Origin of the sequence: Amycolatopsis silviterrae (assembly GCF_042684085.1) — a bacterium.
GTDB classification, from domain to species: Bacteria; Actinomycetota; Actinomycetes; order Mycobacteriales; family Pseudonocardiaceae; genus Amycolatopsis; species Amycolatopsis silviterrae.
Window position 1 is genome coordinate 1 of sequence record NZ_JBHUKS010000005.1, and the last position, 22882, is coordinate 22882.

Annotated in this window: 22 protein-coding genes; 10 read left to right on the plus strand and 12 right to left on the minus strand. The window is 70.4% G+C overall.

Annotated features, from left to right (window positions below):
• Positions 1-277: 277 nt before the first annotated feature.
• The 5 genes from ACFSVL_RS08220 to ACFSVL_RS08240 form a co-directional block, all read right to left on the minus strand.
• Positions 278-1714: an MFS transporter gene (locus ACFSVL_RS08220; protein WP_378302039.1), complete on the minus strand. Its 1437-nt coding sequence runs from the start codon at positions 1712-1714 to the stop codon at positions 278-280.
• Between the two features lie 87 nt (positions 1715-1801).
• A complete protein-coding gene (locus ACFSVL_RS08225; protein ID WP_378302041.1) occupies positions 1802-3217 on the minus strand; it encodes an aminopeptidase P N-terminal domain-containing protein in 1416 nt (471 codons plus the stop codon).
• Positions 3214-5211 carry a S9 family peptidase gene (locus ACFSVL_RS08230; protein ID WP_378302043.1) on the minus strand — a complete coding sequence of 666 codons (1998 nt, stop codon included), beginning with the start codon at positions 5209-5211 and terminating at the stop codon, positions 3214-3216. The genes ACFSVL_RS08225 and ACFSVL_RS08230 overlap by 4 nt, the downstream gene beginning before the upstream one ends.
• A gap of 31 nt (positions 5212-5242) precedes the next feature.
• Positions 5243-6379, minus strand: coding sequence for a serine hydrolase domain-containing protein (locus ACFSVL_RS08235; RefSeq protein ID WP_378302045.1), 1137 nt, complete (start codon positions 6377-6379; stop codon positions 5243-5245).
• 510 nt (positions 6380-6889) lie between these two features.
• Positions 6890-7555, minus strand: coding sequence for a TetR/AcrR family transcriptional regulator (locus ACFSVL_RS08240; protein WP_378302047.1), 666 nt, complete (start codon positions 7553-7555; stop codon positions 6890-6892).
• A gap of 113 nt (positions 7556-7668) precedes the next feature.
• On the opposite strand from ACFSVL_RS08240, the gene ACFSVL_RS08245 reads away from it, so the two are divergent.
• From ACFSVL_RS08245 to ACFSVL_RS08265, 5 genes are read left to right on the plus strand one after another with little or no spacing between them, the layout of a single operon-like run.
• Positions 7669-8100: an SRPBCC family protein gene (locus tag ACFSVL_RS08245; protein ID WP_378302049.1), complete on the plus strand. Its 432-nt coding sequence runs from the start codon at positions 7669-7671 to the stop codon at positions 8098-8100.
• On the plus strand, positions 8097-9302 hold the full coding sequence (locus ACFSVL_RS08250; protein WP_378302051.1) for an MFS transporter: 1206 nt from the start codon (positions 8097-8099) through the stop codon (positions 9300-9302). The genes ACFSVL_RS08245 and ACFSVL_RS08250 overlap by 4 nt, the downstream gene beginning before the upstream one ends.
• Positions 9303-9357: 55 nt before the next feature.
• On the plus strand, positions 9358-9789 hold the full coding sequence (locus ACFSVL_RS08255) for an SRPBCC domain-containing protein (RefSeq protein ID WP_378302053.1): 432 nt from the start codon (positions 9358-9360) through the stop codon (positions 9787-9789).
• Positions 9790-9817: 28 nt separating this feature from the next.
• Entirely contained in the window at positions 9818-10225 is a 408-nt protein-coding gene (locus ACFSVL_RS08260; protein ID WP_378302055.1) for a PPOX class F420-dependent oxidoreductase, read from the plus strand.
• A gap of 48 nt (positions 10226-10273) precedes the next feature.
• Positions 10274-11317 carry a LacI family DNA-binding transcriptional regulator gene (locus tag ACFSVL_RS08265; RefSeq protein WP_378302057.1) on the plus strand — a complete coding sequence of 348 codons (1044 nt, stop codon included), beginning with the start codon at positions 10274-10276 and terminating at the stop codon, positions 11315-11317.
• Between the two features lie 37 nt (positions 11318-11354).
• On the opposite strand, the gene ACFSVL_RS08270 is transcribed toward ACFSVL_RS08265, so the two are convergent.
• Positions 11355-11822, minus strand: coding sequence for a hypothetical protein (locus ACFSVL_RS08270; protein ID WP_378302059.1), 468 nt, complete (start codon positions 11820-11822; stop codon positions 11355-11357).
• Between the two features lie 175 nt (positions 11823-11997).
• On the opposite strand from ACFSVL_RS08270, the gene ACFSVL_RS08275 reads away from it, so the two are divergent.
• The 4 genes from ACFSVL_RS08275 to ACFSVL_RS08290 are packed head-to-tail and all read left to right on the plus strand — an operon-like array spanning position 11998 to position 17006.
• Positions 11998-13497, plus strand: coding sequence for an ABC transporter substrate-binding protein (locus ACFSVL_RS08275; protein WP_378302061.1), 1500 nt, complete (start codon positions 11998-12000; stop codon positions 13495-13497).
• On the plus strand, positions 13494-14432 hold the full coding sequence (locus ACFSVL_RS08280) for an ABC transporter permease (RefSeq protein ID WP_378302063.1): 939 nt from the start codon (positions 13494-13496) through the stop codon (positions 14430-14432). The genes ACFSVL_RS08275 and ACFSVL_RS08280 overlap by 4 nt, the downstream gene beginning before the upstream one ends.
• Complete coding sequence (locus tag ACFSVL_RS08285) at positions 14429-15262, plus strand: ABC transporter permease (RefSeq protein WP_378302065.1); 834 nt, start codon at positions 14429-14431, stop codon at positions 15260-15262. Before ACFSVL_RS08280 ends, ACFSVL_RS08285 begins: the two co-directional genes overlap by 4 nt.
• Before the next feature lies 1 nt (position 15263).
• A complete protein-coding gene (locus ACFSVL_RS08290; RefSeq protein WP_378302067.1) occupies positions 15264-17006 on the plus strand; it encodes a dipeptide ABC transporter ATP-binding protein in 1743 nt (580 codons plus the stop codon).
• Here ACFSVL_RS08290 and ACFSVL_RS08295 read toward each other — a convergent pair.
• The 5 genes from ACFSVL_RS08295 to ACFSVL_RS08315 form a co-directional block, all read right to left on the minus strand.
• Positions 17003-18235 (minus strand): hypothetical protein, encoded by a 1233-nt coding sequence (locus ACFSVL_RS08295; RefSeq protein ID WP_378302069.1) that lies wholly within the window; start codon positions 18233-18235, stop codon positions 17003-17005. The two genes, ACFSVL_RS08290 and ACFSVL_RS08295, sit on opposite strands and share 4 nt — an antisense overlap.
• Before the next feature lie 24 nt (positions 18236-18259).
• A complete protein-coding gene (locus ACFSVL_RS08300) occupies positions 18260-18769 on the minus strand; it encodes a DoxX family membrane protein (RefSeq protein WP_378302433.1) in 510 nt (169 codons plus the stop codon).
• A 70-nt stretch (positions 18770-18839) separates the two neighbouring features.
• Complete coding sequence (locus ACFSVL_RS08305) at positions 18840-19307, minus strand: DUF3291 domain-containing protein (RefSeq protein WP_378302070.1); 468 nt, start codon at positions 19305-19307, stop codon at positions 18840-18842.
• A gap of 32 nt (positions 19308-19339) precedes the next feature.
• Positions 19340-19981, minus strand: a complete 642-nt coding sequence (locus tag ACFSVL_RS08310; protein ID WP_378302072.1) for a helix-turn-helix transcriptional regulator — start codon at positions 19979-19981, stop codon at positions 19340-19342.
• A gap of 31 nt (positions 19982-20012) precedes the next feature.
• The gene (locus ACFSVL_RS08315) at positions 20013-20501 is read right to left on the minus strand and encodes a MarR family winged helix-turn-helix transcriptional regulator (protein WP_378302074.1); all 489 of its coding nucleotides are present in this window, start codon (positions 20499-20501) and stop codon (positions 20013-20015) included.
• A gap of 121 nt (positions 20502-20622) precedes the next feature.
• Between ACFSVL_RS08315 and ACFSVL_RS08320 the strand changes: the two genes are divergently transcribed.
• A complete protein-coding gene (locus tag ACFSVL_RS08320) occupies positions 20623-21552 on the plus strand; it encodes an NADP-dependent oxidoreductase (RefSeq protein ID WP_378302076.1) in 930 nt (309 codons plus the stop codon).
• A gap of 35 nt (positions 21553-21587) precedes the next feature.
• Here ACFSVL_RS08320 and ACFSVL_RS08325 read toward each other — a convergent pair whose 3' ends face one another.
• Positions 21588-22862 carry an alpha/beta hydrolase gene (locus ACFSVL_RS08325; RefSeq protein WP_378302078.1) on the minus strand — a complete coding sequence of 425 codons (1275 nt, stop codon included), beginning with the start codon at positions 22860-22862 and terminating at the stop codon, positions 21588-21590.
• Positions 22863-22882 lie beyond the last annotated feature (20 nt).

Consider the following 22882-nt stretch of genomic DNA (forward strand, 5'->3'; position numbering starts at 1 on the left):
CTCACCAGCTGGACCGGGGCCTGCACGCTATGCCAACAACAACTCCCACCCTGACAAAGCCCTATCAGATTCCCTCAGGGGCCCCCTCACGGACGACACCCCAGCTCCCGCCGCCCACGTCGGTCCCGGCGCAAGCCAGCCCGGTCCGCCAGCAGCTTCGGCCTGGGCGAACACGCCTCAGCCGCACCCATAACGCCGCCTCAAGTCCCTGACATTGGTACTGACCGGCCCGAAAAGGGGGTCCGCAGCAGCTGCCGCGGACCCCCTTTCGCGTGCGTCAGAGCCGCACCTCGGCGACCCTCGCCGCAGCCCGCACCCGACCCGGCACGAACCGCACCACCGCCAGCGGAACGAGAACCAGCACCGCCGACAGCAGGAACCCCAACGCGAAAGACCGCCGCGTGGGCAGGTGGGTCACGGGGTCGAGGCCCGTCGAGAGGATCAGCGCGGAAAGCTGAACTCCCAGCGACAGCCCGATGCCGCGCGCGATGCCGTTGATCGCGGTGGCGACGCCCGTGTCAGCCTGCTCGACCGAGTCGATCACGCCGGTGTACAGCGCGGTGAACGCCGCGCCGACCCCGAGCCCGATCGTCAGCAGCATGCTGACCACGAGGTGCCAAGGCTGGCTGTGCCACACCGCCGCGAACAGGATCCCCGCCGCCGTGACCACGAGCCCGCCCGCCACCACCGCCCGCGAGCCGACCCGCCGCACCAGCAGCCCCGTCACCGGGCCGACGACGACCGCCACCGCGACCGCCGGAAACAGGTACAGGCTGATCGTGCTGGCCGACGCCCCGAACCCGAACCCGGCGACCGACGGCGGCATCGCCAGCAGCTGCGGGAACAAGAAGTACGGCACCGCATACCCCACGCCCAGCACCGCCGCGACGATGCTGGAACTCCACACTCCGCGCCGGGCCAGCATCGCCAGGTCCACCACCGGCTCAGCGACCCGGCGTTCCACGAACACCCACGCCGCCCCGAAGCCGATCGTCGCCGCGAGGAGAATCCCGGTCGGAACGGAAACCCAGCCGTTCTGCGGAAGCCACGCCAAGTTCAGGGTCAACGTCGCGAGCGCGCCGGCCAGCAGCAACGCACCCGCCCAATCCAGGCGCGCCGCCTGCCCGGACCCGCCCGCGCTCCGCCGGAACACGAGGTGCGCGAGCACGGCCAGCGCCGTGACCACCAGGGTGGGCAGCAGGAACATCCAGCGCCGCGACAAGGCGTCCGCCAGCGGCCCGGCGGCCAAGACCCCGACCCCGCCGCCGACGGTGAAGCACCCGGTGATCACGCCGACCGCCACAGACATCCGCTCCGGGAACAGCTCGCGCAGCACCACGAACGCGACCGGGACGACCGCGATCCCGAGCCCCTGCAGGAACTGCCCGAACACCATCAGCGGCAGCGACCCGGCGAACGCCGAGACCGCCCCGCCGGCGACGATGCACCAGGCGAGACCGAGCAGCACCCGCAGGCCGCCGCGCGCGTCGGCGAGCTTGGCGATGACCGGCATCGTGACCGACCCGGTCAGCAGCAGCGTCGTGGTCAGCAGGGCGGCCTGTGCCGGATCCAGGCCGAGTTCCCGCTGGATGAGCGGAAGAGCGGGCAACGGCATGCTTTCCAGCGCCCCGATCGCGACCGTGAGCGCGGCCAGCAGGAACACGGCCGCCGGAGCGGACCCGGGACGAGGCGGACGGGGAACGATATCGGACACGGTGCCTCCTGAGATGACAGCGATGACACCCCCCTGCCGCCGCGGAACGGACCGCGGCGGAGAACTACCCCCGGGGAACGCGCGCCCTCATCCGGCGCAGTCGGCGATCCACTCCTCGATGCCTGTGGCAGACGTCGGAAGCGCGGCAGTCAGCACCTCGATCCCGTCGTCTCCGACCACGACGTTGTCCTCGATCCGCACGCCGATTCCGCGCAGGTGCTCGGGCACGTAGTCGTCGAACGGCGAGAAGTACAGCCCGGGCTCGACCGCGAGGACATGCCCCGGCGCAAGCTCGCCGGCGAAGTACTCCCCGGCCACCACCATGCTGTCGTGCACGTCGACGCCGAGCATGTGGCTCGTGGTGTGCAACGTCCACCGCCACGAGCGCTCCGCGTCGGCGAGCCCGTCGAAAGCCGGATGGGGCAATACACCGAGGCTCCGCAACCCTTCCGCCAGAACGCTTTGCGCCGCGCGATGAGAGTCCATAAAGGACACTCCAGGGCGCACGGCCGCTAGTGCGGCCTCGTGCGCGGCATGGACGATCTCGTAGACGTCCCGCTGCGCGGAGCGGTACCGGCCGGACACCGGCATGGTGCGGGCGACGTCGGAGGCATACAGCTCGGGCCCTTCGACCCCGGCGTCGAGCAGCAGCAGATCCTCCGGTCCGACCGGCGCGTCGTTGCGTTGCCAGTGCAGGATCGTCGCCCGGTGCCCGCTTCCGACGATCGGGGTGTAGGCGAGCCCGCGGCCGTGTGTCCTGGCCTCTCGGGCGAAGACGCCCTCGACAAAGGCTTCGCCGTACCGGACCGCCTCCGGCAACGCCCTTGCTACGGCGGCGAAACCCTCGACGGTGGCGTCCGCGGTGCGGCGGAGCTGGTCGATTTCGTAGACGTCCTTGGCCATCCGACGCCGCGCGAGCTGCTTTTCCAGTTCCCGCCCGTCGTCCGCCACGAGGTCGTCGACCGCTGGGTCGAGGCCGCGCACCGTCCTCGCCTCGGTCCCGCGAAGCCGCTTGCCGAGTTCGCCGAGCGGCCGGGTTTCGATCCCGAGCCGGACCGCGGTCGCCGCGCGCGACTCCCGGGGGCCTTCGATGAGCGGGCCTTCGGGGTCCAGCACCGCCAGCGGATGCCCCAGCGCGGGCTGCTCGGCGACGTAGAGCGTCTCCTCGCCGTCCGGCCCGAGGACCAGCACCGACCCGGGTTCGGTCGGCCCGGCCAGCCACATGTGGTCGGTCCCCGGGCGGAACGCGAACGGCAGGTCGTTCGTGCGCACCGCCGGTCGTCCCGCCGGAACGACCAGCGTGCTGCCCGGGAAGTCCGCCGCGATCCGGGTGCGTCGCGCTCGGCGTGGCTCGGCGCCAGGCCACTCCGCGGGGTCGTTCCCGGGCACGGACCAGCCTTGCGTCATCGCACGCAGCAGTCCCGGCGAAAGCCGCCGTCCCGGGAACTGGTCGAGAAGAGCGGTCAGCTCGGCGTCGCTCCAGGCCGCGAGTCGGGTGGTCACGATGCCTCCGGAAGCGACAGGTGCCGGTCGAACCAGTCGAGAAGCCGGGCACCCTGGTCCGCGACCGCCGGGAAAGACCGGATCCCGTGTCCCTCGCCGGGATAGACGACGCACACCGACGGCACGCCGGCGAGCTGCAGTCCATTGTGGAATTCGACGGCCTGGCCCGGCGGCGTGCACCGGTCCTCCGCGCCGGCGATCAGCAACGTCGGCGTGCGCACCCGGCCCGCGTGCGTCACCGGGCTGCGGTCCCGGTACCGGCCGGACGTCCCGTGCGGGCCGTCGGCGAGCAGCAGCTCGTCGAAAAACGGGATGTTGGACGTGAAATGCTGGGAGTGCCAGTCGGTCACCGGAGCGATCGGAGCCGCGGCGGCGAACCGCTCGTCCTGGGTGATCAGCCACGCCGACATATAGCCGCCGTAGGACGCCCCGGTCACGCCGATGCGCTTCGGGTCGGCGATGCCGCGAGCGACGAGCGCGTCGATCCCGCTCAGATAGTCGAACGTGTCCGCGCCGCCGGGATCGCCGAAGACCGCCTCGGCGAACTCCTGGCCGCGCCCGCTGCTGCCGCGCGGGTTCGGATGCAGCACGGCGTAACCGCGGCTGACGAGGAGCCGGACGTAGGTGCCGCCCAGCATCCACTGGTTCCGCCAACCCCAGACCGGCCCGCCGTGCACGTTCACCACGAGCGGGAACGGGCCCTCGCCCTCGGGAGTGCACAGCAGTCCCTGAATCCCGGTCCCGTCCGGCGCGGTCCACTCGACCGGCTCGACCTCTCCAGCCGTCTCGCCCACGTAGTCGGACCCCGCATGACGCAGGCTGGCCACGGTCTCGACCTTGCCGTCGCGAAGCCACGCCAGCTCCGGGGGAACCGAATAGCCGCTGTGCACCACCGCCGCCGACCCGTCCGGGAGGAACGACGCGACGGGATAGCGATCCCCGCAGGTGGTGGCGCCCGACCAGAGTTCGGTCGTCTCCTCGCGGTCCGCGTCGTAAACGCCCGCGACCGTCTCCAGCCCGCGCACGCCCAAGAACGCCAGCCGCGACTCATCGAGCCACTGCAACTGCGTGACGTCGACGCCTGCGGTCTCGACCTTCGCCGTGCGCCCCTCCGCCAGTAAGACGACATCGCCCGCGACGACCCAGCGGTCCGACGAGCACGCCCGCACCACCGCGCGACGCCGGCCGGACGGGCTCGCCGCCGGCCAGCCCAGCTGACGGTCCGGTTCGTACACGACTTCGTCCACACCGGACAGCTCGACCCGGCGCAGATCCGCGGTGTACCAAGCACCTTCGCCGGGCGACGGGCTCGTCACCGCCAGCACCGCGTCCGGCCCGCACCACGCCGATTCCCACACGTTCCGTCCGGCCAACGGCAACCGCTCCACCGTGCGGCCCGCGACGTCGTAAAGCCAGACACTGCGCCAGTCCTCGCCGGACACCCCGGAGTCCGTCTCGGGGATCCAGCCGGGAAGCTCCTCGCGCTCGCCGCGCACGACGCCGCCGGACCCCTCTCCCCCGGCGAGATCCGCGCCAAGCCCGGCGACGCCCAGCAGGATCCGCGCCCCGTCGGGCGACCACTGCAGGTACTCCACCGTGCCGTCGACCGCCGGAGCCGCCCGCACCTGCCCGCTCGCCGCGTCGGCCAGCATCAGCTGCTGGACGCCGGACGTCTCACGGTCGGAGGTGAACGCGATCGTCCGCCCGTCCGGGGAGTACTGGGGATTCCGCTCGTCCGCCGTGTCCGCGCCGGTCAGCCGCCGGATCCCGGACCCGTCGGCCACGCACAGCCGGAACCGCGGGCGGCCTTCGAGGTCCGCGCGGACCTCCCCGGCGAAAGCGATCGCACGCCCGTCCGGCGCGGCCGACGGCGACGCCGCCCCGCTGACCTCGCCGAACGCCGGCTCGTGCCACCGCCGGTAGAACTGCGCGACTCGCTCGAATTCGGCGGTGCCGCGGATGTCGCGCGCACCGGGATCGGGAAGTCCGGTCATTCGCATTCCCCTTTTCTCGGAAGGCATTCGGTCAGTCCAGTGCCGAGTAGACGGCGTTCAGCACCGCGGTCTGGCGCGGGTCGAAGGCAGCGGTTCCGTACCGGGTGGCCATCCAGCACAAGGCGAAACCGGCATCGGGGTCGGCCATCGAGAGCGAACCGCCCGCTCCCCCGTGCCCGAAACCGCGGGGACTCCGCGCGAGCGGATAGGTCGTGCTGGGCTTCTGGAACGCGAGCGCGAACGCCGTCTCCAGCGAAAGCACCGCATCGGTGCCGCGCACGATTTCGGTCGTCGCCAATTCGACCGCCTCACGAGACCACAGCGGCGACTGTCCGCCGCGCAATGCGGTGTTCAACGCGTTGTAGAGACGCGCGAAATCCCGTGCGCTGCCGAACATATTCGCGGCGGGCATGAACGCGTCGCGAATCCCGTCGCCGTTGACCGCCGGCATCGGGTCGGGCAGCGTTTCCGGAATATTGTGCAAGATGCGCGCGAACAGACTGTCCTGATCGGCGAGCAGCGCGGCCAACGCCTCCTCCGAAAGCGCGCCGCCCTCCGCGGCGAGCACCCGCGAGGCCCGGTGCCGCCGCCCGACCGGCAGGCCGACGGACAGTTCCGTCCCGAGTGCGTCGTTGACTTCCTGCAGCAGTTCGGCGAAGCCCTTTCCGGAAGCCCGCTCGAACAGGAAATCCGCGTAGTTCCCGACGGTCTGCGGGCTGTACCCGATCTTGGCCCCCGCCTCCCACGCGGGAGCCTGCGCGACCAGAGCCGCGGCGAGCTTCTCCCGGTCGGTGGTGAGCGCGAAGGGCATGGTGCCGTCCAGATAAAGCAACCCGGTCTGATGCGAAAGCAGCTGGGACACCGTGATGTCCCGCTTGTCCGCCGTGCCGAACTCAGGCCAGTACGCCGCGACGCGCTCGTCCAGGTCGAGCTGCCCCCGGGCGACCAGAAGCGCGGCCACGGCCCCGACCACACCCTTGCCCATGCTCTGGGCGATCTGCAGGGTGTCCGCGGTGTAGGGAGCACCCGCCTCGGCGTCCGCGAACCCCCACGTTTCGTTCAGCACCTCGGCCCCGTCGACGAAGACGCACAGCGCGGCCCCGCCTTCCGGGTCTCCTTCCAGCTGCGCTGCAGCGATATCGCGGACCTTCTCGGCATCGAACGGCATAGGGACTCCCGGCGTGGTGGCAGCGGAGAAACGGGCAGAGCGGCTGGTGGCCGTGCGAGTCATATTAACAGTGTCAATTTAAATGGCAAGGGCCACTGCGGACCGCCCGAGCACGGCAGGGCTTCCCGGCACGGCAACGCTCGGCCGCGGACGCGAGGAGCCAGGTCCGTGAAGGACTCCTTGAGGGAATCAGATTCCAATGCCGGGGACTTAAGGCGGGCGCTGCGGGTGCCGTCGAGGCTCGCCTTGCCGTCGCAGAGGCTGGCCAGGGCCGCTCTTGGCGGGCCGGCGGGAGCGGGTTTGGTCGTCCGTGAGGGGAACCCTGACGGACTCTGATTCCCTCAGGGTTCCCCTCACGGACCTCCGGACATGGCCACGCGGGCACCAATCGGGCAAATCGCCGGTTCTGGCGTACTTTGTGGACGGTCGACAGGCGCGGCGCCACGCAGCTTATGTTCCTAGCATAGGGAATCAGAGTCCGTGAAGGTTCCCCTCACGGACCGCCAGGTCTCACGCGGGCGCGGGCGGCATCAGCTCCTGCAAGACGACATCCAGCTGCTTGTCGAAGCCGCGGTCGCCCTCCGGCTCCGCGGAGCGGCGCAGATAGCCGCGGAGCACGCGGTACTGCTCCGTCTTCAGATGACGTTCGATCCGATCGGCGAGCGGCATCGCGCGCGGGCGGGCGTAGTTGGCGTAAGCGATCGCGTCGCCGACGCACAGCATCACCACGGCGCGGTAAAGCACGATCGCCCGGTCCGGCGCGGCACCGGCGTCGAGCAAGTCCGAGATGATCAGCTCGGCACAGTCCATCTGCGCGGACGGCGATTGTTCGGGGATGTAGCCGACGATCGCGGACAGCAGGCCCGGATGCTCGATCCCGGCCCGGCGGAGCCGCTTCGCGATCACCCGGACCCGATCGAGCGGATCGGCTTTCCGCGGCAGCCGCCGCAGCACCTTCCGGAACACGAACGCGTCCGCGACCGCGTCGAGCAGCTCGTCCCGGTCGCGGACGTGGTGGTAGATCGCGGTCGGGCTGACCCCCAGCTCCGTGGCCACCGCGCGCAAGGACAGCTTGGCGACGCCCGCCCGTTCGGCGACGGCCTCGGCCGCGGCGACGACGGCTTCGCGGGTGAGCCCGGCCGATTCGCCCCTCGTGCGGCGCGCTGATGCTTCCACGGTGCCCCTCGGTGTCGTGCGCTGGCGAGTACCCCGACACCTTAGTTCCGAACTTGACGCAACCGATCAGTTGCCATAACGTCGCAACCGATCAGTTGCCACAGGGAGGATCCATGACCACGGACTTCACCACCGGGTTCACCGCCGACCGCTCGCCGGACGAGGTGTTCGCGGCGATCACCGACGTCCGCGCCTGGTTCAGCGAGACCGTCACCGGGGCGTCCGCCCAGGTGGGCGACGTGTTCTCGTTCACCGACAAAGCCATCACCTCAGGCCGGATCCGGGTCACCGGCCTCGTTCCCGGCCGCCGGGTGGCCTGGCACGTCGAGGATTCCGACGACGAGTGGGACGGCACCGCGATGACCTTCGACATCGCCCGCGGCGAGGGCGGCACCACGCTGCGCTTCACCCACCACGGCCTGACCCCGGCCAGCACGTGCTACCAGCTCTGCGTGCGAGGCTGGACCGCCTGCGTCAACACCAGCCTGCACGCCTTGATCACCACCGGCACCGGCCGTCCCTTCCCCGCGTCGGTGGCCCCGTGAGCGCCGTGTCCCCCGCCCGGGCCAAGGCGGTCCTGGCCGTGCTGTTCCTCGGCTCGTTCGTCCTCGGCACCGCCGAGCTGATCGTGCCCGGGGTGCTGAAGCTGGTGGCCGAGGACCTGGCCGTGCCGATCCCGGCGGCCGGGATGCTGGTCACCGCGAACGCACTGGGGCTCGCGCTGGGCGGACCGCTCCTGACCGCGGTGACGATCCGGCTCCCCCGGCGCGCGATCCTGACCGGAGCGCTCGGCCTGTTCGCGGCGGCGAATCTGGCGCTGGTGCTGACCGGCGAGTACCCCTTGATCCTCGCCGCCCGGGTGTTTTCCGGTGCGGCGCAAGGATTGTTCATCGCCGCCGCCCTCGAAGCAGGCACCTCGGTCGTGCCGCCGGAGCGGATGGGGCGGGCGATCTCCGCGGTCGTCTCCGGATTCACCGTGGCGGCCGCGCTCGGCGTGCCGCTGGGCACGACGGCGGGCCAGGCCTTGGGCTGGCGGGGAACGTTCGCCGCGATCGTGGTGCTCGCCGCGCTGACGCTCGTCGCGATCGCCGTGCTCGTCCCGCCCGTCGCGGCTGCCGTCCAAGGCATCGGCAACCAGGCCAGATACGCCCTCGCACCAAGGGTGCTCGCGGTGCTCGGCTTCGGCGTCCTGCTGTGCGCGGCGATCTTCGCCACGCTGACCTACCTCGCCCCGTTCCTGGAACAGGTCACCGGAGTCTCCGGAACGTCGCTCAGCGTCTTCCTGCTGGTCTACGGCGTGGCGACCGCGTTCGGCTCGTTCGGCGGCGGACGGTTCGCCGACCGCGACGCCCCGCGCACGCTGATCGCCGGTTCCTGCGGTCTCGCGCTTTCCCTGCTGACGCTGTTTCTCGCGGGCTCGATCGCGGCGCTGGTCGTGGTGGCGCTGCTCGCGCTGGGGGTCCTCGGCATGGCGATGGTGCCGGCGATGCAGTACCGGGTGGTGCGCCTCGCCGGTCCCGGCGCCCAGTTCGCCCAGTCGCTGCCCGCGTCGTTCACCAACCTCGGGGTCGCGGTCGGCTCGGCCGCGGGCGGGATGGCGATCAGCGGATTCTCGCCCGCCGCGACGGTGCTCACCGGGTTCGTCTTCGCGTGCGCCGCCGCGGTCGTCGCCTGGGCCACCGCTTTTCTCCGGCCGCCGCCGGTTCCCGCGCTCCCGCCCGCCGGGGAAGCCGCCCGCACACGGTAAGCACGACCGCGGCCGGCCGCCTTAGGATGGCGGCTGCCGGAAACGGAGGATTCGCATGGCCATTCCCGACCGCATCGAGCGGACCGCCGAGTTCGCCCACCCGCCGGCGAAAGTGTGGGCCGCGCTCACCACCGCCGAAGGCCTCGGCTCCTGGTTCGGGGATTCCGCGGCCATCGACCTGCGGCCGGGCGGCCCGGCCGAGGTGCGGTGGGACGGCGGCTACCTGGCCGATCTGACCGTGGAACGGGTCGAGGAGCCGACGGTGTTCGGCTTCGCCTGGAAAATGCCCGGCCTGCCGGACGACGAGCCGTATCACACGCACGTCGAGTTCACCCTGGAACCGATCGCGACGGGCACCCGGCTGCACGTGGTGGAAACCGGGTTCGCACGGATGCCCGCGCCGATCGCGGACAACGAATTCACCGGGCACGCTCAGGGCTGGCCGAAGGAACTCGACGACCTGGCCGGGTACCTCGACGCCGCCTGACGCCCCGCCGAAAAAGAAAGGCCGCCCCGTGTCGTTCACCGAGGACGAGATCGCTTACCTGCGCTCGCAGCCCACCGGCCGCCTGGCCACCGTGGACAGCGGCGGCCAGCCCGACGTCGTGCCGGTCGCGGTGGAATACGACGGGACGCACTTCTGGGTCGGCGGCGGCGCGACCGTGACCCGCACCCGCAAGTTCCGCAACGTCGCCGCGGGCAACCGGAACGTCTCGCTGGTGGTCGACGACCTGCCCTCCTTCGACCCGTTCGTGGCGCGCGGGATCCGGATCTACGGGTACGCGGAACAGCCGTTCGAGCGCGTCGGCATGGTCGGCCCGGGAACGTTCCTGCGCATCACGCCGACCGAGTCCTGGAGCTGGAACCTGGCCGGCGAACCCGTCGGCGAGGACTGGTATCCGGCCAAGCACACCACGCACTGAAGCCCCGCTGTGCCGAATGGACCCGGCCCGGTGCTTTAGAGTGGCATCGTGCCAGCCGAAACCGAGGAGACCCCGCGCCCCGCGCGCCGGCCGGTCCTTTCCGATGTCGCGCGGCTGGCCGGCACCTCCACGGCGGTGGTCAGCTACGTCGTCAACGACGGCCCCCGCCCGGTGGCGGAGAAGACGCGGCGCAAGGTCGAGGACGCCATCCGGATGCTCGGCTACCGGCGCAATCCGCTCGCCGGGGCGCTGAGCGGCGGACGGTCCAATCTGGTCGGACTGCTGGTGCCGGACACGGCGAACGCCTTCTACGGCGAGATGTCGCGCTGCCTCGAAGCGGAGGGCCGCCGCCGGGGGTTGCTCACCCTGCTCGGCAACACCGACTACCGCCCGGGGCTCGCGGACGAGTACGGCGAGGCGTTCTCCGAGCTTCGGCCGCGCGGAATTTTCGTGACCACCGGCGAAAAACCGCGGCTGTCGGCCGAAACGCCGTGCGTGTTCCTGCAGTGGACCGCACCGGACGACTCCCCCAGCGTCACCTTCAACGACTTCGACGGCGCACGGCTGGTCACCGAGCACCTGCTCGGGCACGGCTACACGGACATCCTTTGTGTGGCGGGCGAAATCGCGGTGGGACCGGCCGAAGGGCGCGAAGGCGGCTGGCGGCGGGCGATGGCGGACGCAGGTCTGTCCACGAAGGGCAGGCTCGTCCGGACATCCTTCGACAAGGTCGAGGCCGGCCGCGCCGTGCGCGAGGTGCTGACGAGCGGCAAGCGGATCCGCGCGGTCTACGCCACCACCGACGAACAGGCACTGGTAACCATCCGCATCGCGCACAGCCTCGGACTGCGCGTGCCAGAAGATCTCGCGGTGGTCGGCTTCGACGGGACGAGGGAAGCCCGGCTCGGCAACGTTCCGCTCACCACCGTCCACGTCCCGCTGGACGAATTCTCGGTTCGCGCCTTCGACGCCTTGGCGGGCAACGGTTGCTCGGCAGTGCTGGACGGCACCCTCAGCATCGGCGTGACCTGCGGCTGCACTCCCGGCGTCACCAAAGAAGCCGCGCACGCCGGAGCCGCCGCCAGCGGATGACCGCCCCGCCGCAGCGAACGCGCGACGGGGCGATCCGCTATCGCGTGGGGAGCGTGTGCTCGTCCGAGGCGTAAACCGAGTTCAGCGACAGCGCGCTGAACCGGAACGGCCGGTCCACGCGCGTGAACCCGAGCGGGCAATGCCGGGTGCCCGCGGGCAGGTAGACCGACCCGCTCGTGGTGATCACGTGCCGCACGCCCTCGACGTCGAGGTAGATCTCCGCGCCGAGGTCGTCCGGGTCGGCCGGGTTGTTCCCGTGCCAGATCAGCACCTCGTCGTAGTCGTGCTGGTGCTCCTTCACCCACTGCACGGGCGTGTCGCATTCGCTGATCCACGTGTAGGTGAGGTGGATCTTGCTCTCCGGAACCTCCTTCGCGCGCATCAGGGCGAGCGATTCGCCGACGTTGGGCGGTTCGACGACGCCCGCCGCGGCTCCCTCGTTGACGAGGTCGTCGAGGCAGTTCGGCATCTTCCTCACGAACAGGTGCTCGTACGGACTGGTCATGCGGCCCCTTCCTCCTGCTGCTCCCGGCCGGGTTCACGACGGCTGCACGGCACACTCTAAACGATTAGCTTCTCCACTTGTAGACTCTTCCTTCAGGCCGGGAGTGGCCGTACCCTGTGGCGACGCTCGCCGTATCTAATGGCTTAGATTTCCCGGTTGCCCCTGGAGGTCCCCAGTGTCGCGCAGAGCCCGATGGCTGCCAACCCTCCTGCTCGGCGCCGCGCTGCTCGCCGGCTGCGGCCGCCCGGACGACGCGGCGGCGGGCGGCGACACGCTTCGCGTCTCCGTCTCCGCCGACGCGGGCGAGAGCCTCAACCCGTACGTCGGCACACAGAGCCCGATCCAGGAACTGCGCAGCTCCCTGCTCTTCGAAGGGCTCACCTCGCTGGACCCGGCAGGCAAAACCGAATGGCGGCTCGCGACCGGTATGACACCGAACGCCGACCGGACACAATGGACGATCACGCTGCGCCCCGGCGTGAAGTTCACCGACGGCACCGAGTTCACCGCCGCCGACGCCGTGTCCAGCATCAAGTACCTGCGCGATCCCGCGCACGCGGCGCAGGGCCTGGCGCTGATCCAGATGATCGACCCCGCCGCCATCGAGGCGGTCGACAAGCTCACCGTCCGGATCGGACTGACCGAGCCGTTCGGCCCGTTCAAGGACATCTGGGCGAGCGTGCTGCTGCCGATGACGAAAACCGGGTCGGCGCCGGCGAAACCGGTCGGCACCGGGCCGTTCGCGGTGAAGTCGTTCGCGCCCGGCCGGCAGTCCACTGTGGATCGATTCGACGGCTACTGGGGCAAGAAACCCAAGCTGCGCACCGTGGAGCTGATCGAGTACCAGAGCCAGCAGGCGCAGGCGAACGCGCTGCTGTCCGGCCGGGTCGACATCGCGTCCAACACGACCCCCACGATCGCGAAATCGCTCGTCGGCCGGGGCGGGATCCAGCTGCTGGACAGCAAGGGGAACTTCAGCCTGCGGATCGGGCTGAACACCGCGACCGCGCCGTTCAGCGACGTCCGGGTGCGCCAGGCGCTGCGGCTGCTGGTCGACCGGCAGCAGATCGTGTCCAACGTCTTCAGCGGCTACGCCCGGATCGCCAACGATTACGAGACGACCGCACCACCGTGTGCCCCGCCGGACATCCCGCAACGCGCCCCGGATGTCGCGGCGGCGAAACGACTGCTTGCCGAAGCCGGGCAAAGCAATCTCGCGTTCGCGATCACCACCGACGGCCTGCTGCCCGGCATGTCGGAACTGGCGCAGGTCTTCGCGCAGAACGCCGCGCAGGCGGGCGTGAAGGTGACCGTGAACGTGGTCCCGACGCCGGAACTGCTGGCGAAATGGGGCCAGTGGCCGGCTTTCATCGACTACAACCCGGTCCCCTACCTGCCGTCCGTGCTCGGTTCCCTGCTGCCGGACCGGATCGGCAACGGCTCGCACTGGAACGAACCCGCTTTCGTGCGCCTCGCCGGAAAACTGTTCTCCTCGCCCGAGCAGGACCAGTGCCCGCTGATGAACCAGATGCACCACATCGAGTACACGAGCGGCCCGAACATCACGCCCGCATTCTCCGACGTGCTCATGCCGCACCGGGCGGCAGTGCGCGGGCTGGTGCCGGACGTGAACGGCCGCCCGCTGTCGTTCCTGACCGACGTGACCGTCGGATGAGCCCGCGCTGGCTCGCGCGCCGGCTCGCGCTCGGCGTGCTCGTGCTGTTTCTGGTCTCCGTGCTGGTTTTCCTGGTGACGCAGGCGTTGCCGGGCGACGTGGCCCGGATCGTCCTCGGCAAGGACGCCACCGCCGAGCAGGTCTCCGCGCTGCGCCATCAGCTCGGGCTCGACCAGCCGCTCGTGACGCAGTACGGCCGCTGGCTCGGCGGCCTGCTCACCGGGGACCCGGGCGTGTCGCTGCAGAACAAGGAGCCGGTCGCGGACATCCTCGGGCCGCGGATCGTGAACTCGTTCACCCTCGGCTTCGTCTCGATGCTGCTGATCCTGCCCCTCTCGGTGACCGCCGGGGTGCTGAGCGCGGCGCGCCGGGACAGCTACGCGGACAAGGCGTTCGTCGCCGTCTCGTCGCTGAGCATGGCGCTGCCGCCGTTCGTCGTCGGCATGCTGCTGATCGCGCTCTTCGCCACCTCGCTGCTCGGGGTGCTGCCAGGCGTCTCGGACATCCCGCCCGGCGACCTGCCGTGGTGGCATCCGGCGGAACTCGTGCTGCCGGTGGCCACGCTCACGTTCATGGGGGTGATGTACTTGGGACGCATGGTCCGCGCTTCCGTCATCGACGCGCTGGACAGCGAGTACGTGCAGATGGCCGTCCTCAAAGGACTCAGCCGTCGCCGGATCCTGTTCCGGCACGCGCTGCCCAACGCGATCGCGGCGAGCCTCCCGGCGGCCGGGCTGGTCGCGGCCGTCACGATCACCGGCGTCGTGGTGGTCGAATACGTCTACTCCTACCCGGGACTCGGCACCGCGTTGGTCAGCGCGGTGAACTCGCACGATCTGCCGGTCCTGCAGGCGTGCGTGCTCATCCTCGCGGCCACGTACTACCTGTGCAATCTCCTCTCCGACGTCCTTTCCGCACTGGGGCGCACCCGATGACCGTCTCCGTGGTGCGCCGCGCGGCCCGCACCGGCCGCGCCCGGCTCGGGCTCGGCTTGCTCGCCGCGATCGCCTTCATCGTCGTCTTCGGTCCGCTGCTCGCGCCGTGGCCGCCGACCGCCATCGTCGCGCCGCCGCTTTCCGGGCCGAGCGCGGATTTCCCGCTGGGCACCGACCTGCTCGGCCGCGACGTGCTGAGCCGCGTGCTCTCCGGCGGTGGCAGCCTCACCTGGATGACGCTCCTCGCCACCGCACTGGGCGTGGCCCTCGGCGCGCTCGTCGGCCTGACCGCGGCCTACCGCGGCGGTGCCGCCGACACCGTGCTCATGCGGGCGATGGACGTCGTGCTGAGCTTCCCGGAAACCATCTTCGTGCTGGTCTTCGTCGCCGCGTTCGGCCGCCACACGCTGCTCACCGCCGCACTCGTCGGCGTGGCGTTCGTCCCCGGGGTCTCGCGGGTGCTGCGCGGCGCCGCGCTGCCGGTACTCGACAGCGAATACGTGTTGTGGGCCAAGGCGAACGGCCTGCCCGCGCGGCAGATCGTCGCCGGCGAGGTGCTGCCCGGCGTCACCTCGCCGCTGATGGTGGAGACCGGCATGCGGCTGGTGTGGGCGATCACCGCGATCGCCTCGCTGAACTACCTCGGCTTCGGCATCACGCCGCCCGCGCCGGACTGGGGGCTGATGGTCAGCGAGAACCAGGACGGCCTGGCGGTGGCGCCGCTGGCCGTGCTCGCGCCGATCGCCCTGATCCTCATGATGGCCCTCGGCGGCAACCTGGTGGCCGAGTCGGTCGCCCGGACCGTCAGCCGCACGGAAGGAAAGAGCTGACGTGGCCAAGGAAGTGGCGGTGTCCGGCGTGACCGTCGAAGCCGCGGGACACCCGATCGTCCAGGACATCGGCTTCGAACTCGGCAGCGGCGAGGTCCTCGGCGTCGTCGGCGAATCCGGCTCCGGCAAGAGCACCCTCGCCCTGGCGCTGCTGGGTTTCGCCCGCACCGGCGCGACCGTCACCAGCGGACAGGTCTCCGTCGACGGCGTAGACCTGCTAGCCCTGCCTCCCGCCGACCTGCGCCGCGCCCGAGGCCGGAAAGTCGCCTATGTCCCCCAAGATCCCGCCACCGCCCTGAACCCAGCCCTGCGCATCTCCACCCAGCTGACCGAAGGCCTAGACGCACCCGCGCTATCCCGAGTACGACAACTCCTCGACACCGTCGGCCTGCCCAGCGACGACGCCTTCCTGCGCCGCCGCCCACGCCAGCTTTCCGGCGGACAGCAGCAACGCGTCGCCATCGCCATGGCGATCGCCGCCGGACCGCGCCTGATCGTGCTCGACGAACCGACGACCGGGCTGGACGTCGCCACCCAGTCCCGCGTCCTAGACCTGGTACGGGAACTCTGCCGTACCCGCGACCTCGCGGCGATCTACGTCTCGCACGACCTCGCGGTGATCGCCGACGTCGCCGACCAGGTAGTCGTCATGTACGGCGGCGAGGTCGTCGAACACGGCACCGCCCGCGAGGTCCTGACCCGCGCCGCGCATCCCTACACCCGCGCGCTGCTGGCCGCCGTACCGTCCGCGACCCACCGGCACCGGCTCGTCCCCATCCCCGGCCGGGCCCCCGGAATCGACGAGACCCGAACCGGCTGCGCCTTCGCCCCACGCTGCGACCACGCCGTACCTGCCTGCCACACAACACCTCCACCCCTAGTCCGCGCGCCTTCCGGCACCCTCGCCCGGTGCCTCCGAGTGGAGGAGATCGCCCACACCACCCGAACCGCACCCCGCGCGGAACCGCACCAACCAGCCGATCACCAGGCAGCGCTCCTGTCGGTCTCCGGCTTGACCGCGGGCTACCACGGACGCCAGGTCGTCTTCGATGTCTCCTTCGACCTGCAGCACGGCGAATGCCTGGCGGTAGTCGGCGAGTCCGGCAGCGGCAAAACCACGATGTCCCGATGCCTCGCCGGCCTCCACCCCGAACAACAGGGTTCGATCACCTTCGACGGCAAGCCAGTCCCCGCCGCAGCCGCCCGGCGAGACGTCCGCACCCGGCGTGAACTGCAGTACGTCTTCCAGAACCCCTACGGTTCGCTGAGTCCACATCGGACTATCGAAAACAGCCTGCTAGTGGCCCTGCGGCACTACTTCGGCGTAGCCACCCGTGAAGGCCGCCGCCGAGCCCGCGCGGCACTGGACCGCGTCGAAATCCCCGCCCGGCTGGCCGACCGATACCCCGCGGAACTGTCCGGCGGACAACGCCAGCGAGTAGCCATCGCGCGGGCCCTGGTGTGCGAGCCGAAGCTGATCATCTGCGACGAGGTGACGTCGGCGCTGGATGTGTCGGTGCAGGCGTCGGTGGTGGAACTGCTGCGGTCTTTGATGAGCGACGGTCCGTCGATGATCTTCGTGACGCACAATCTGGCGGTGGTACGCAGCATTTCCGACGCGGTCGTGGTGCTGAGCCAAGGGCGGGCTGTCGAGGCGGGGCGGACGGAGCGGGTGTTGGGGGCGCCTGCGCATGCTTATACGCGGAGCTTGCTCGCGGCGACGTTGGAGGTGCCGCAGAGCTAGGCGGTCGGGCGGCCCACGAACGTAGTCGTCCGGTGCCAAGCGAAGTACGGTTCGGACTCCGGCCGGTGCGCCTCACAGCGACGACCGGCCAGCTGCTCCATACGCAGCTTCAGGCTCCCGGCGGGAAGCTGGTCGAGCGGCACGGTCTGGATGAGGCCGTCCTCGCCGACGGTGACCCAGCCCGATTCGTACAGGATGTCGCAGCCGAAGCTGCAGGCGAGCATGGCGATGTCGCGAAGGTTCCGGCGTTCGGTGTCAGTACACGCTGCGCGCTTCTTCACGTGCGCAGCGACCAGGAACCGCAACGGGAACTCGTCGCCGCACAACGCACAGGGCGCGGACTCGCGCTCGTTTGCCAGCAGCCGCCGCAGCCGGGTCTGTTCAGTCCGGACCTTGACCTGCGTGATCGCATCGAGTTCGCCGAAGTGGCGGTCGGCGGCGTCCGGCTCGGCGGTCGAGCTGTCCAGCGTCACCGTCGCCGGGGACTTGGCCGGGATGGCGTGCGGCAGCGTGGACAGCACTGCCCCGACAAAGGCACTCCGGTGGCCGAGTTCGTCGACCGAAATCTGGAGTGACCCTCGCGCGGCGAGCACGTCCAGCCCGTGCTGGATGTCGGCGATCGGGACCGGCTGCCCCTCCGGCGACCGGTCGGTGCCGACCAGCACCGATCCGTCCTGCACGGCGAGGACCTTGTTCTCCCTGCCCGTGACAGTCGGGATCGTCGACCCGACCAGGTCGCCGAGCAGGTCCTCCGCACGCGGCAGCACCGCGCTCCCGGAAGGCGCGGCGAGATCTGCGGCGAGCCGCGCGGCATCGCCCGGGCCGTAGCCGGGGACCTGCAGCCGCAGCTCGATCCGCTTCCGGTTGTTCCCGTCCTTCGCCGCGCTGTCCGACAAGCCGACTTTCCCCTGTGCCCGGGTGAGCTGCCGCCGCAGCTGCTCAAGGTCGCTTTCCGCGGCCAGGTCGATCGGGGCCGGGACGATGCTGCGTTTTTCCTCCGGCAGATCAACGGTCTTCGAGGACGCCACGACGCCGGACACCAGCACCGCCTTCCGCTCCCGAAGCCGCCCGAGCAGCAGCTTCAGCGCAGGCACGTACTCGTGGTTGCGCGGCCACGGCCCTTTCCCCTGGCCGCCGGCGCTCTCCAGCACCAAGCTCAGCCTGCCGCCGCTCTCCCCCACGGAGAACTCCGCGTTCAGCTCCCGACCGGCGTCATCAAGTGCAAACACCAGCTCAGCTTTCCAGACCGGCGATCAGAACAGCGACCCCACCGCCACCGCCGCGCAAACCGACAAGAACAGCCCGCCCACCGCGAACCCCAGCGGTTTCTGCCGCCAAGCCGTGTGCCGGTCCAGCGCGTACCACCCCGGCCCGGTCAGCAGCAGCGCCAGCGACATCGCCGCCAGCGTCAGCTCCAGCTCGAACCCCGGCCCGTCGCTGCCGAAGAGGCCGCCCGCCCACTTCACCCGCACCGCGCTGAGCGCCACGCCCAGCAGTCCGGCGGCGGCCAGCGGGGTCAGCAGGCCCAGCGCCAGCAGCGCTCCGCCGGCGACCTCGGTGATTCCGGTCAGCCAGGTGAGGAACTCGATGTTGTGGCTGAACCCGTAGCCGCGCAACAGGTTCCCGAAGTGCGCCATCCCGGCGCCGCCGAACAGGCCGAAGACCTGCATCAGGCCGTGCGCGCCCATCGCGACCGCCAGCATCACCCGCAGTACCAGCAGGCCGAAATCCAAGCCGCCGTTCTCATCCGACCATCGGGACATGTTCGCCACGCCGACACCCTAGCCACCTCGGCGGGCCAGTCCGGCGACCCACCGGCACGTGTCGCGGCGGTCACGGGGCGGAAGCGGCGCTTTCGGGCAGGTAGCTGTCCCGGAAACCGAACGCGCGCGGCGACGGGCCTTGCTCCCGCAGCAGTTCCAGGCGCCCGACGGCCTCCTCGACCGTGGGGACGTGCCCGGCGGGGACCCACCACAGCACCTGGAACGGCGCCTTCGGCAGCTCGAACCACTCCGACCGGCGGCGCAGCATGTCCAGGTGCCCGCTGCGGTAGACGTAGTCCCACAAGACTTCGCGGTTCTCCCACACCGACATGTTCACGAGCACGTCCGCCCCCAGCGGCGTCCGGATCGCGGTGGCGTCGTTGCCGCCGTCCTCGACGAGGCGCCACACGAAACCGGGCGCGCGGTCGGCGACCTCGTTCAGCGTGTCGAGCATGGACGTGAAGCCGTCCATGCGCGGGTCCTCGAGCGGATGTTTCAGGATGCCCACGTTGAGCTGGGCGAGGTGATGTCCGGTCACGCCTTCACCTCACCATCGCCGGCCCTTCTATGTCAACTCTCATTATTTTTAGAAGACTCGACCACCACGCAGCACAAGCCGGGGCGCGGGTCCATCCGGGCCCGCACGCCTTCGGCGCCCTCCAGCAGTCCTTCCAGCAGCGCCAGGTTCATGCCGCACACCAGCCCCGGATGCCGTTGCGACAGGACATGAAACGGGCAGTTCGCCAGGCGCACGACGTCCCCGTCCTGCCGTGGTTCGTAGCCGCGCGCGGTGAGCACAGCCTCCGCCGCGGCGAGGTTCTCGACCGGTCCGGCGGCGCGGCCCTCCCGCCGGGCAGCGGCCTGCAGCTCGACATCCAAGCGGGCGGTCTCGGCGACTTCGGCCAGCAGGTCGGCGGCGACGCGGTAATCGCGCGCGGGCACCGAGAACTGGCGCTCGACGCCCGAGCGGCGGTAGAGCTTCGCCGGACGGCCGGCACCGGGACCCGAACGTCCGCTCAGCCGTTTGCTTTCCGTCTCCAGCAAACCCGCGTCCACGAGCTTGTCGAGATGGAAGGCGGCGAGGGTGCGCTGAATCCCGGCGCCCTCGGCGGCCTCGTTCCGGCTCACGTCGTGATCCTGGCCGGCCACGTAGTCATACAACCGCCGCCGGACCGGATCCTGCAGCACGGCGATCGCCTCGATGTCCTCCACCCGGCCAGTCTAAGAACAACGACGATGCGCGTTAGAGAACCCGGCCCCGGCGGGTGGCGACCGACCGGGGCGGCTCGGCGCGCATGTGGTCGCGGACGCGGGCCATGATGCTGCCCAGCGCGTCCAAGTCCGAAGTGGACAGTGGGGCGACCAGCAATCTGCGCACGACTTCGACGTGCCCGGGCAGCACTTTCGCCACCAGCGCGCGACCGGCCTCGGTGATGGCGACGACGGTGGCCCGCTGATCCTCCGCACTCGGCGCGCGCGTGACCAGGCCCGCCTTCTCAAGCAGACCTGCCTGATGAGTCAGGCCGCTCCGGCTGTAGACGACACCGTCGGCCAGCTCGGTCATCGTCAAGGGCTCGCTGGAGTCGGCGAGCCGGGCCAGCAGTTCGAACTGCACGTAGCTCAGGCCGCCCTCCGCCTGCAGCTGCTGCGTGACGGCGTGCTGCAGCAGGCTCACGGCCTCCATCAACGCGAAGTACGTCGTGAGCTGCTTCGGTTCCAGCGCGTCCGCCATATCGCCAGCTTAGATGCTTCGAAGTCGAATCACTGTGGCGACCCTCACGTCTCCGAGACTTTGCTTCGATATCGAAGCATACTCAAATTACTTCGACATTGAAGCAGTCACGGAGGATGCCATGAAAGCAGTGCGCTACCACCGCTACGGCGGCAGTGAAGTACTCGCCTACGAAGAGGCCGAACGGCCGGTCCCCGGCGCAGGGCAGGTGCTGGTCAAGGTGGCCGCCACGTCGTTCAACCCGGTCGACCTCGGGATCCGCGCGGGCGGCCTGCAGGAGGTGTTCCCGCTGGAGTTCCCGCACGTGCCGGGCATCGAGGTCGCCGGGACGATCGCCGAACTCGGCCCCGGCGCCGACGGCCGCCAGATCGGCGACACGGTCGTCGCCTTCCTGCCGATGAACGCCGACGGCGCCGCCGCCGAGTACGCGGTCGTCCCCGCCGAGGCACTGGCCGCCGCGCCGCAGACCGTCGAACTGACCGACGCCGCCGCGCTCCCGGTCGGCGGGCTGACCGCCTGGCAGGCACTGTTCGACGACGCTCACCTGCAAGCAGGCCAGACCGTCCTGATCAACGGTGCCAGCGGAGCAGTCGGCGGCTACGCGGTCCAACTCGCCCACGAAGCAGGCGCGATCGTCACCGCGACTTCCAGCCCGCGCCACGAAGAACGTCTCCGCGACTACGGAGCCGACCGGATCATCGGCCACCTCGACTTCACCGCCAGCCCGCTGACGGCCGGGCAGTTCGACGTCGTGGTCAATCTCGTGCCCGCCAAACCGGAGGAAGTCGCGGCGCTGACCGACCTGGTCGCCGACGGCGGCGCGCTGGTCAGCACCACGACTCCCCCGCCGGACAACCCCGGGCGCGGGATCCGCATCGCTCGCGTGTTCGTCGTCAGCGACGCCGGTCGGCTGGCCGATCTCGTGTCGCGCGTCGACGCGGGAACGCTGCGGATCACCGTCGCCGACCGGCGGCCCTTGGCGGATCTCCCGGCCGTCCACGACGAAGCGGCTTCCGGGCAACTGCTCGGCAAAACCGTCCTCGTCCCCTGAAGGAGTTGCGGTCCGTGAAGGACTCCTTGAAGGAATCAGATTCCCCCAAGGAGTCCTTCACGGACCTCGGCAAGGCCGGCCGGGGTCGCGCCGAGCCACCAGCGCGGGTCGGCCGATCCCTCCGTCGTGCGGCCGTCGCGGTGGACGAAGAACCGCTCGTCCCGGCCCGGCGCGTCGAACTCGCCGGCCATTCCGCGCGACAGCCACTCCGCGCCGAACGCGAACACCTCCGCCGCCGTGCCGCCCAGCGGGTGGAACTCGTCCTCGTAGACGCGCATTTCCTTGGGCGCACGGATCTTCTCGTAGGTTTCGAGCGCGTTCTCCACCGGCGTCAGCTCGTCGAATTCGCCGATGCCCAGCAGCACCGGGCACTCGATGCCGCCCACCAGATCGCCCAGCGGCATCCGGTCCTTCAGGTCGCGATCGAACGCCGCCTCGTCGGTGTAGCCCGCCATGTACAGGTAGTTGTTCTTGAAACTCGGCTGCGCCCGCTCGAAAATCGTCTCGAAATCACCGGACACCGCCTCGAAAGCCGCCACCGCGCGCAACCGGGTGCCCGGCGCCGCCGCGGCGCGCAGGGCCCAGTAGCCGCTCATGCTGATGCCGAACATGCCGATCCGGTTCTCGTCCACCTCGGGCAGCCCGGCGAGGTACCCGGCATAGGTTTCGAGAGCGCGCTCGTAGTTGTCCAGCGTCACCGTCAGCCCGCGCGCCCGCGTCTCGCCCTGCCCGGGCCCCTCGATGGACAGCGCCACCACGCCGCGCGAGGTGTAGTAGCGCTCGGCGGCGAAGATGTAGTCCTCCTTGATCATGTCCATGCCGGGGCCGAGGATCACCGCCGGGGCACCGGAAACCGGGTGCGCCGGCAGGTGCAGGAGCGCGAAGATCTTGCCGCCCTCGAAGTCCAGTTCCACGCGGCGCACGGTGTTCCCGCGCAGCTCCCCCAGCCGCGCCACGCAGAAATCGCAGCGCTCGCGGAACTTCGCCTTGCGCCCGTCGGCGGAGTCGAAGATCGAGTACTGCGCACGGCCGTACATCACCGCCGCCCGCAGGTACAGGTCCGACGCCGTCCGCCGGTAGCCAAGCCGTTCGTGGTGTGCGGCCCGTTCTTCGGCCTGCCCCGCGACGACCGCCCACGCCTTCGGCAGCATCGACCCGGCGCGCACCATCGCGAACACCTTGTCGAAATCGGCGTGATCGTGCCCGAGCTGTTCGAGCGTGCCCTTGCCCTCCGGGTGCAACGCGTCGAACCCGCCTTGCGCCAGCGCGATGTCCAAGGCCCAGCTCTGCCCGGCCGAACGTGCCGTCATGATCGCCTCCTCAATTAACT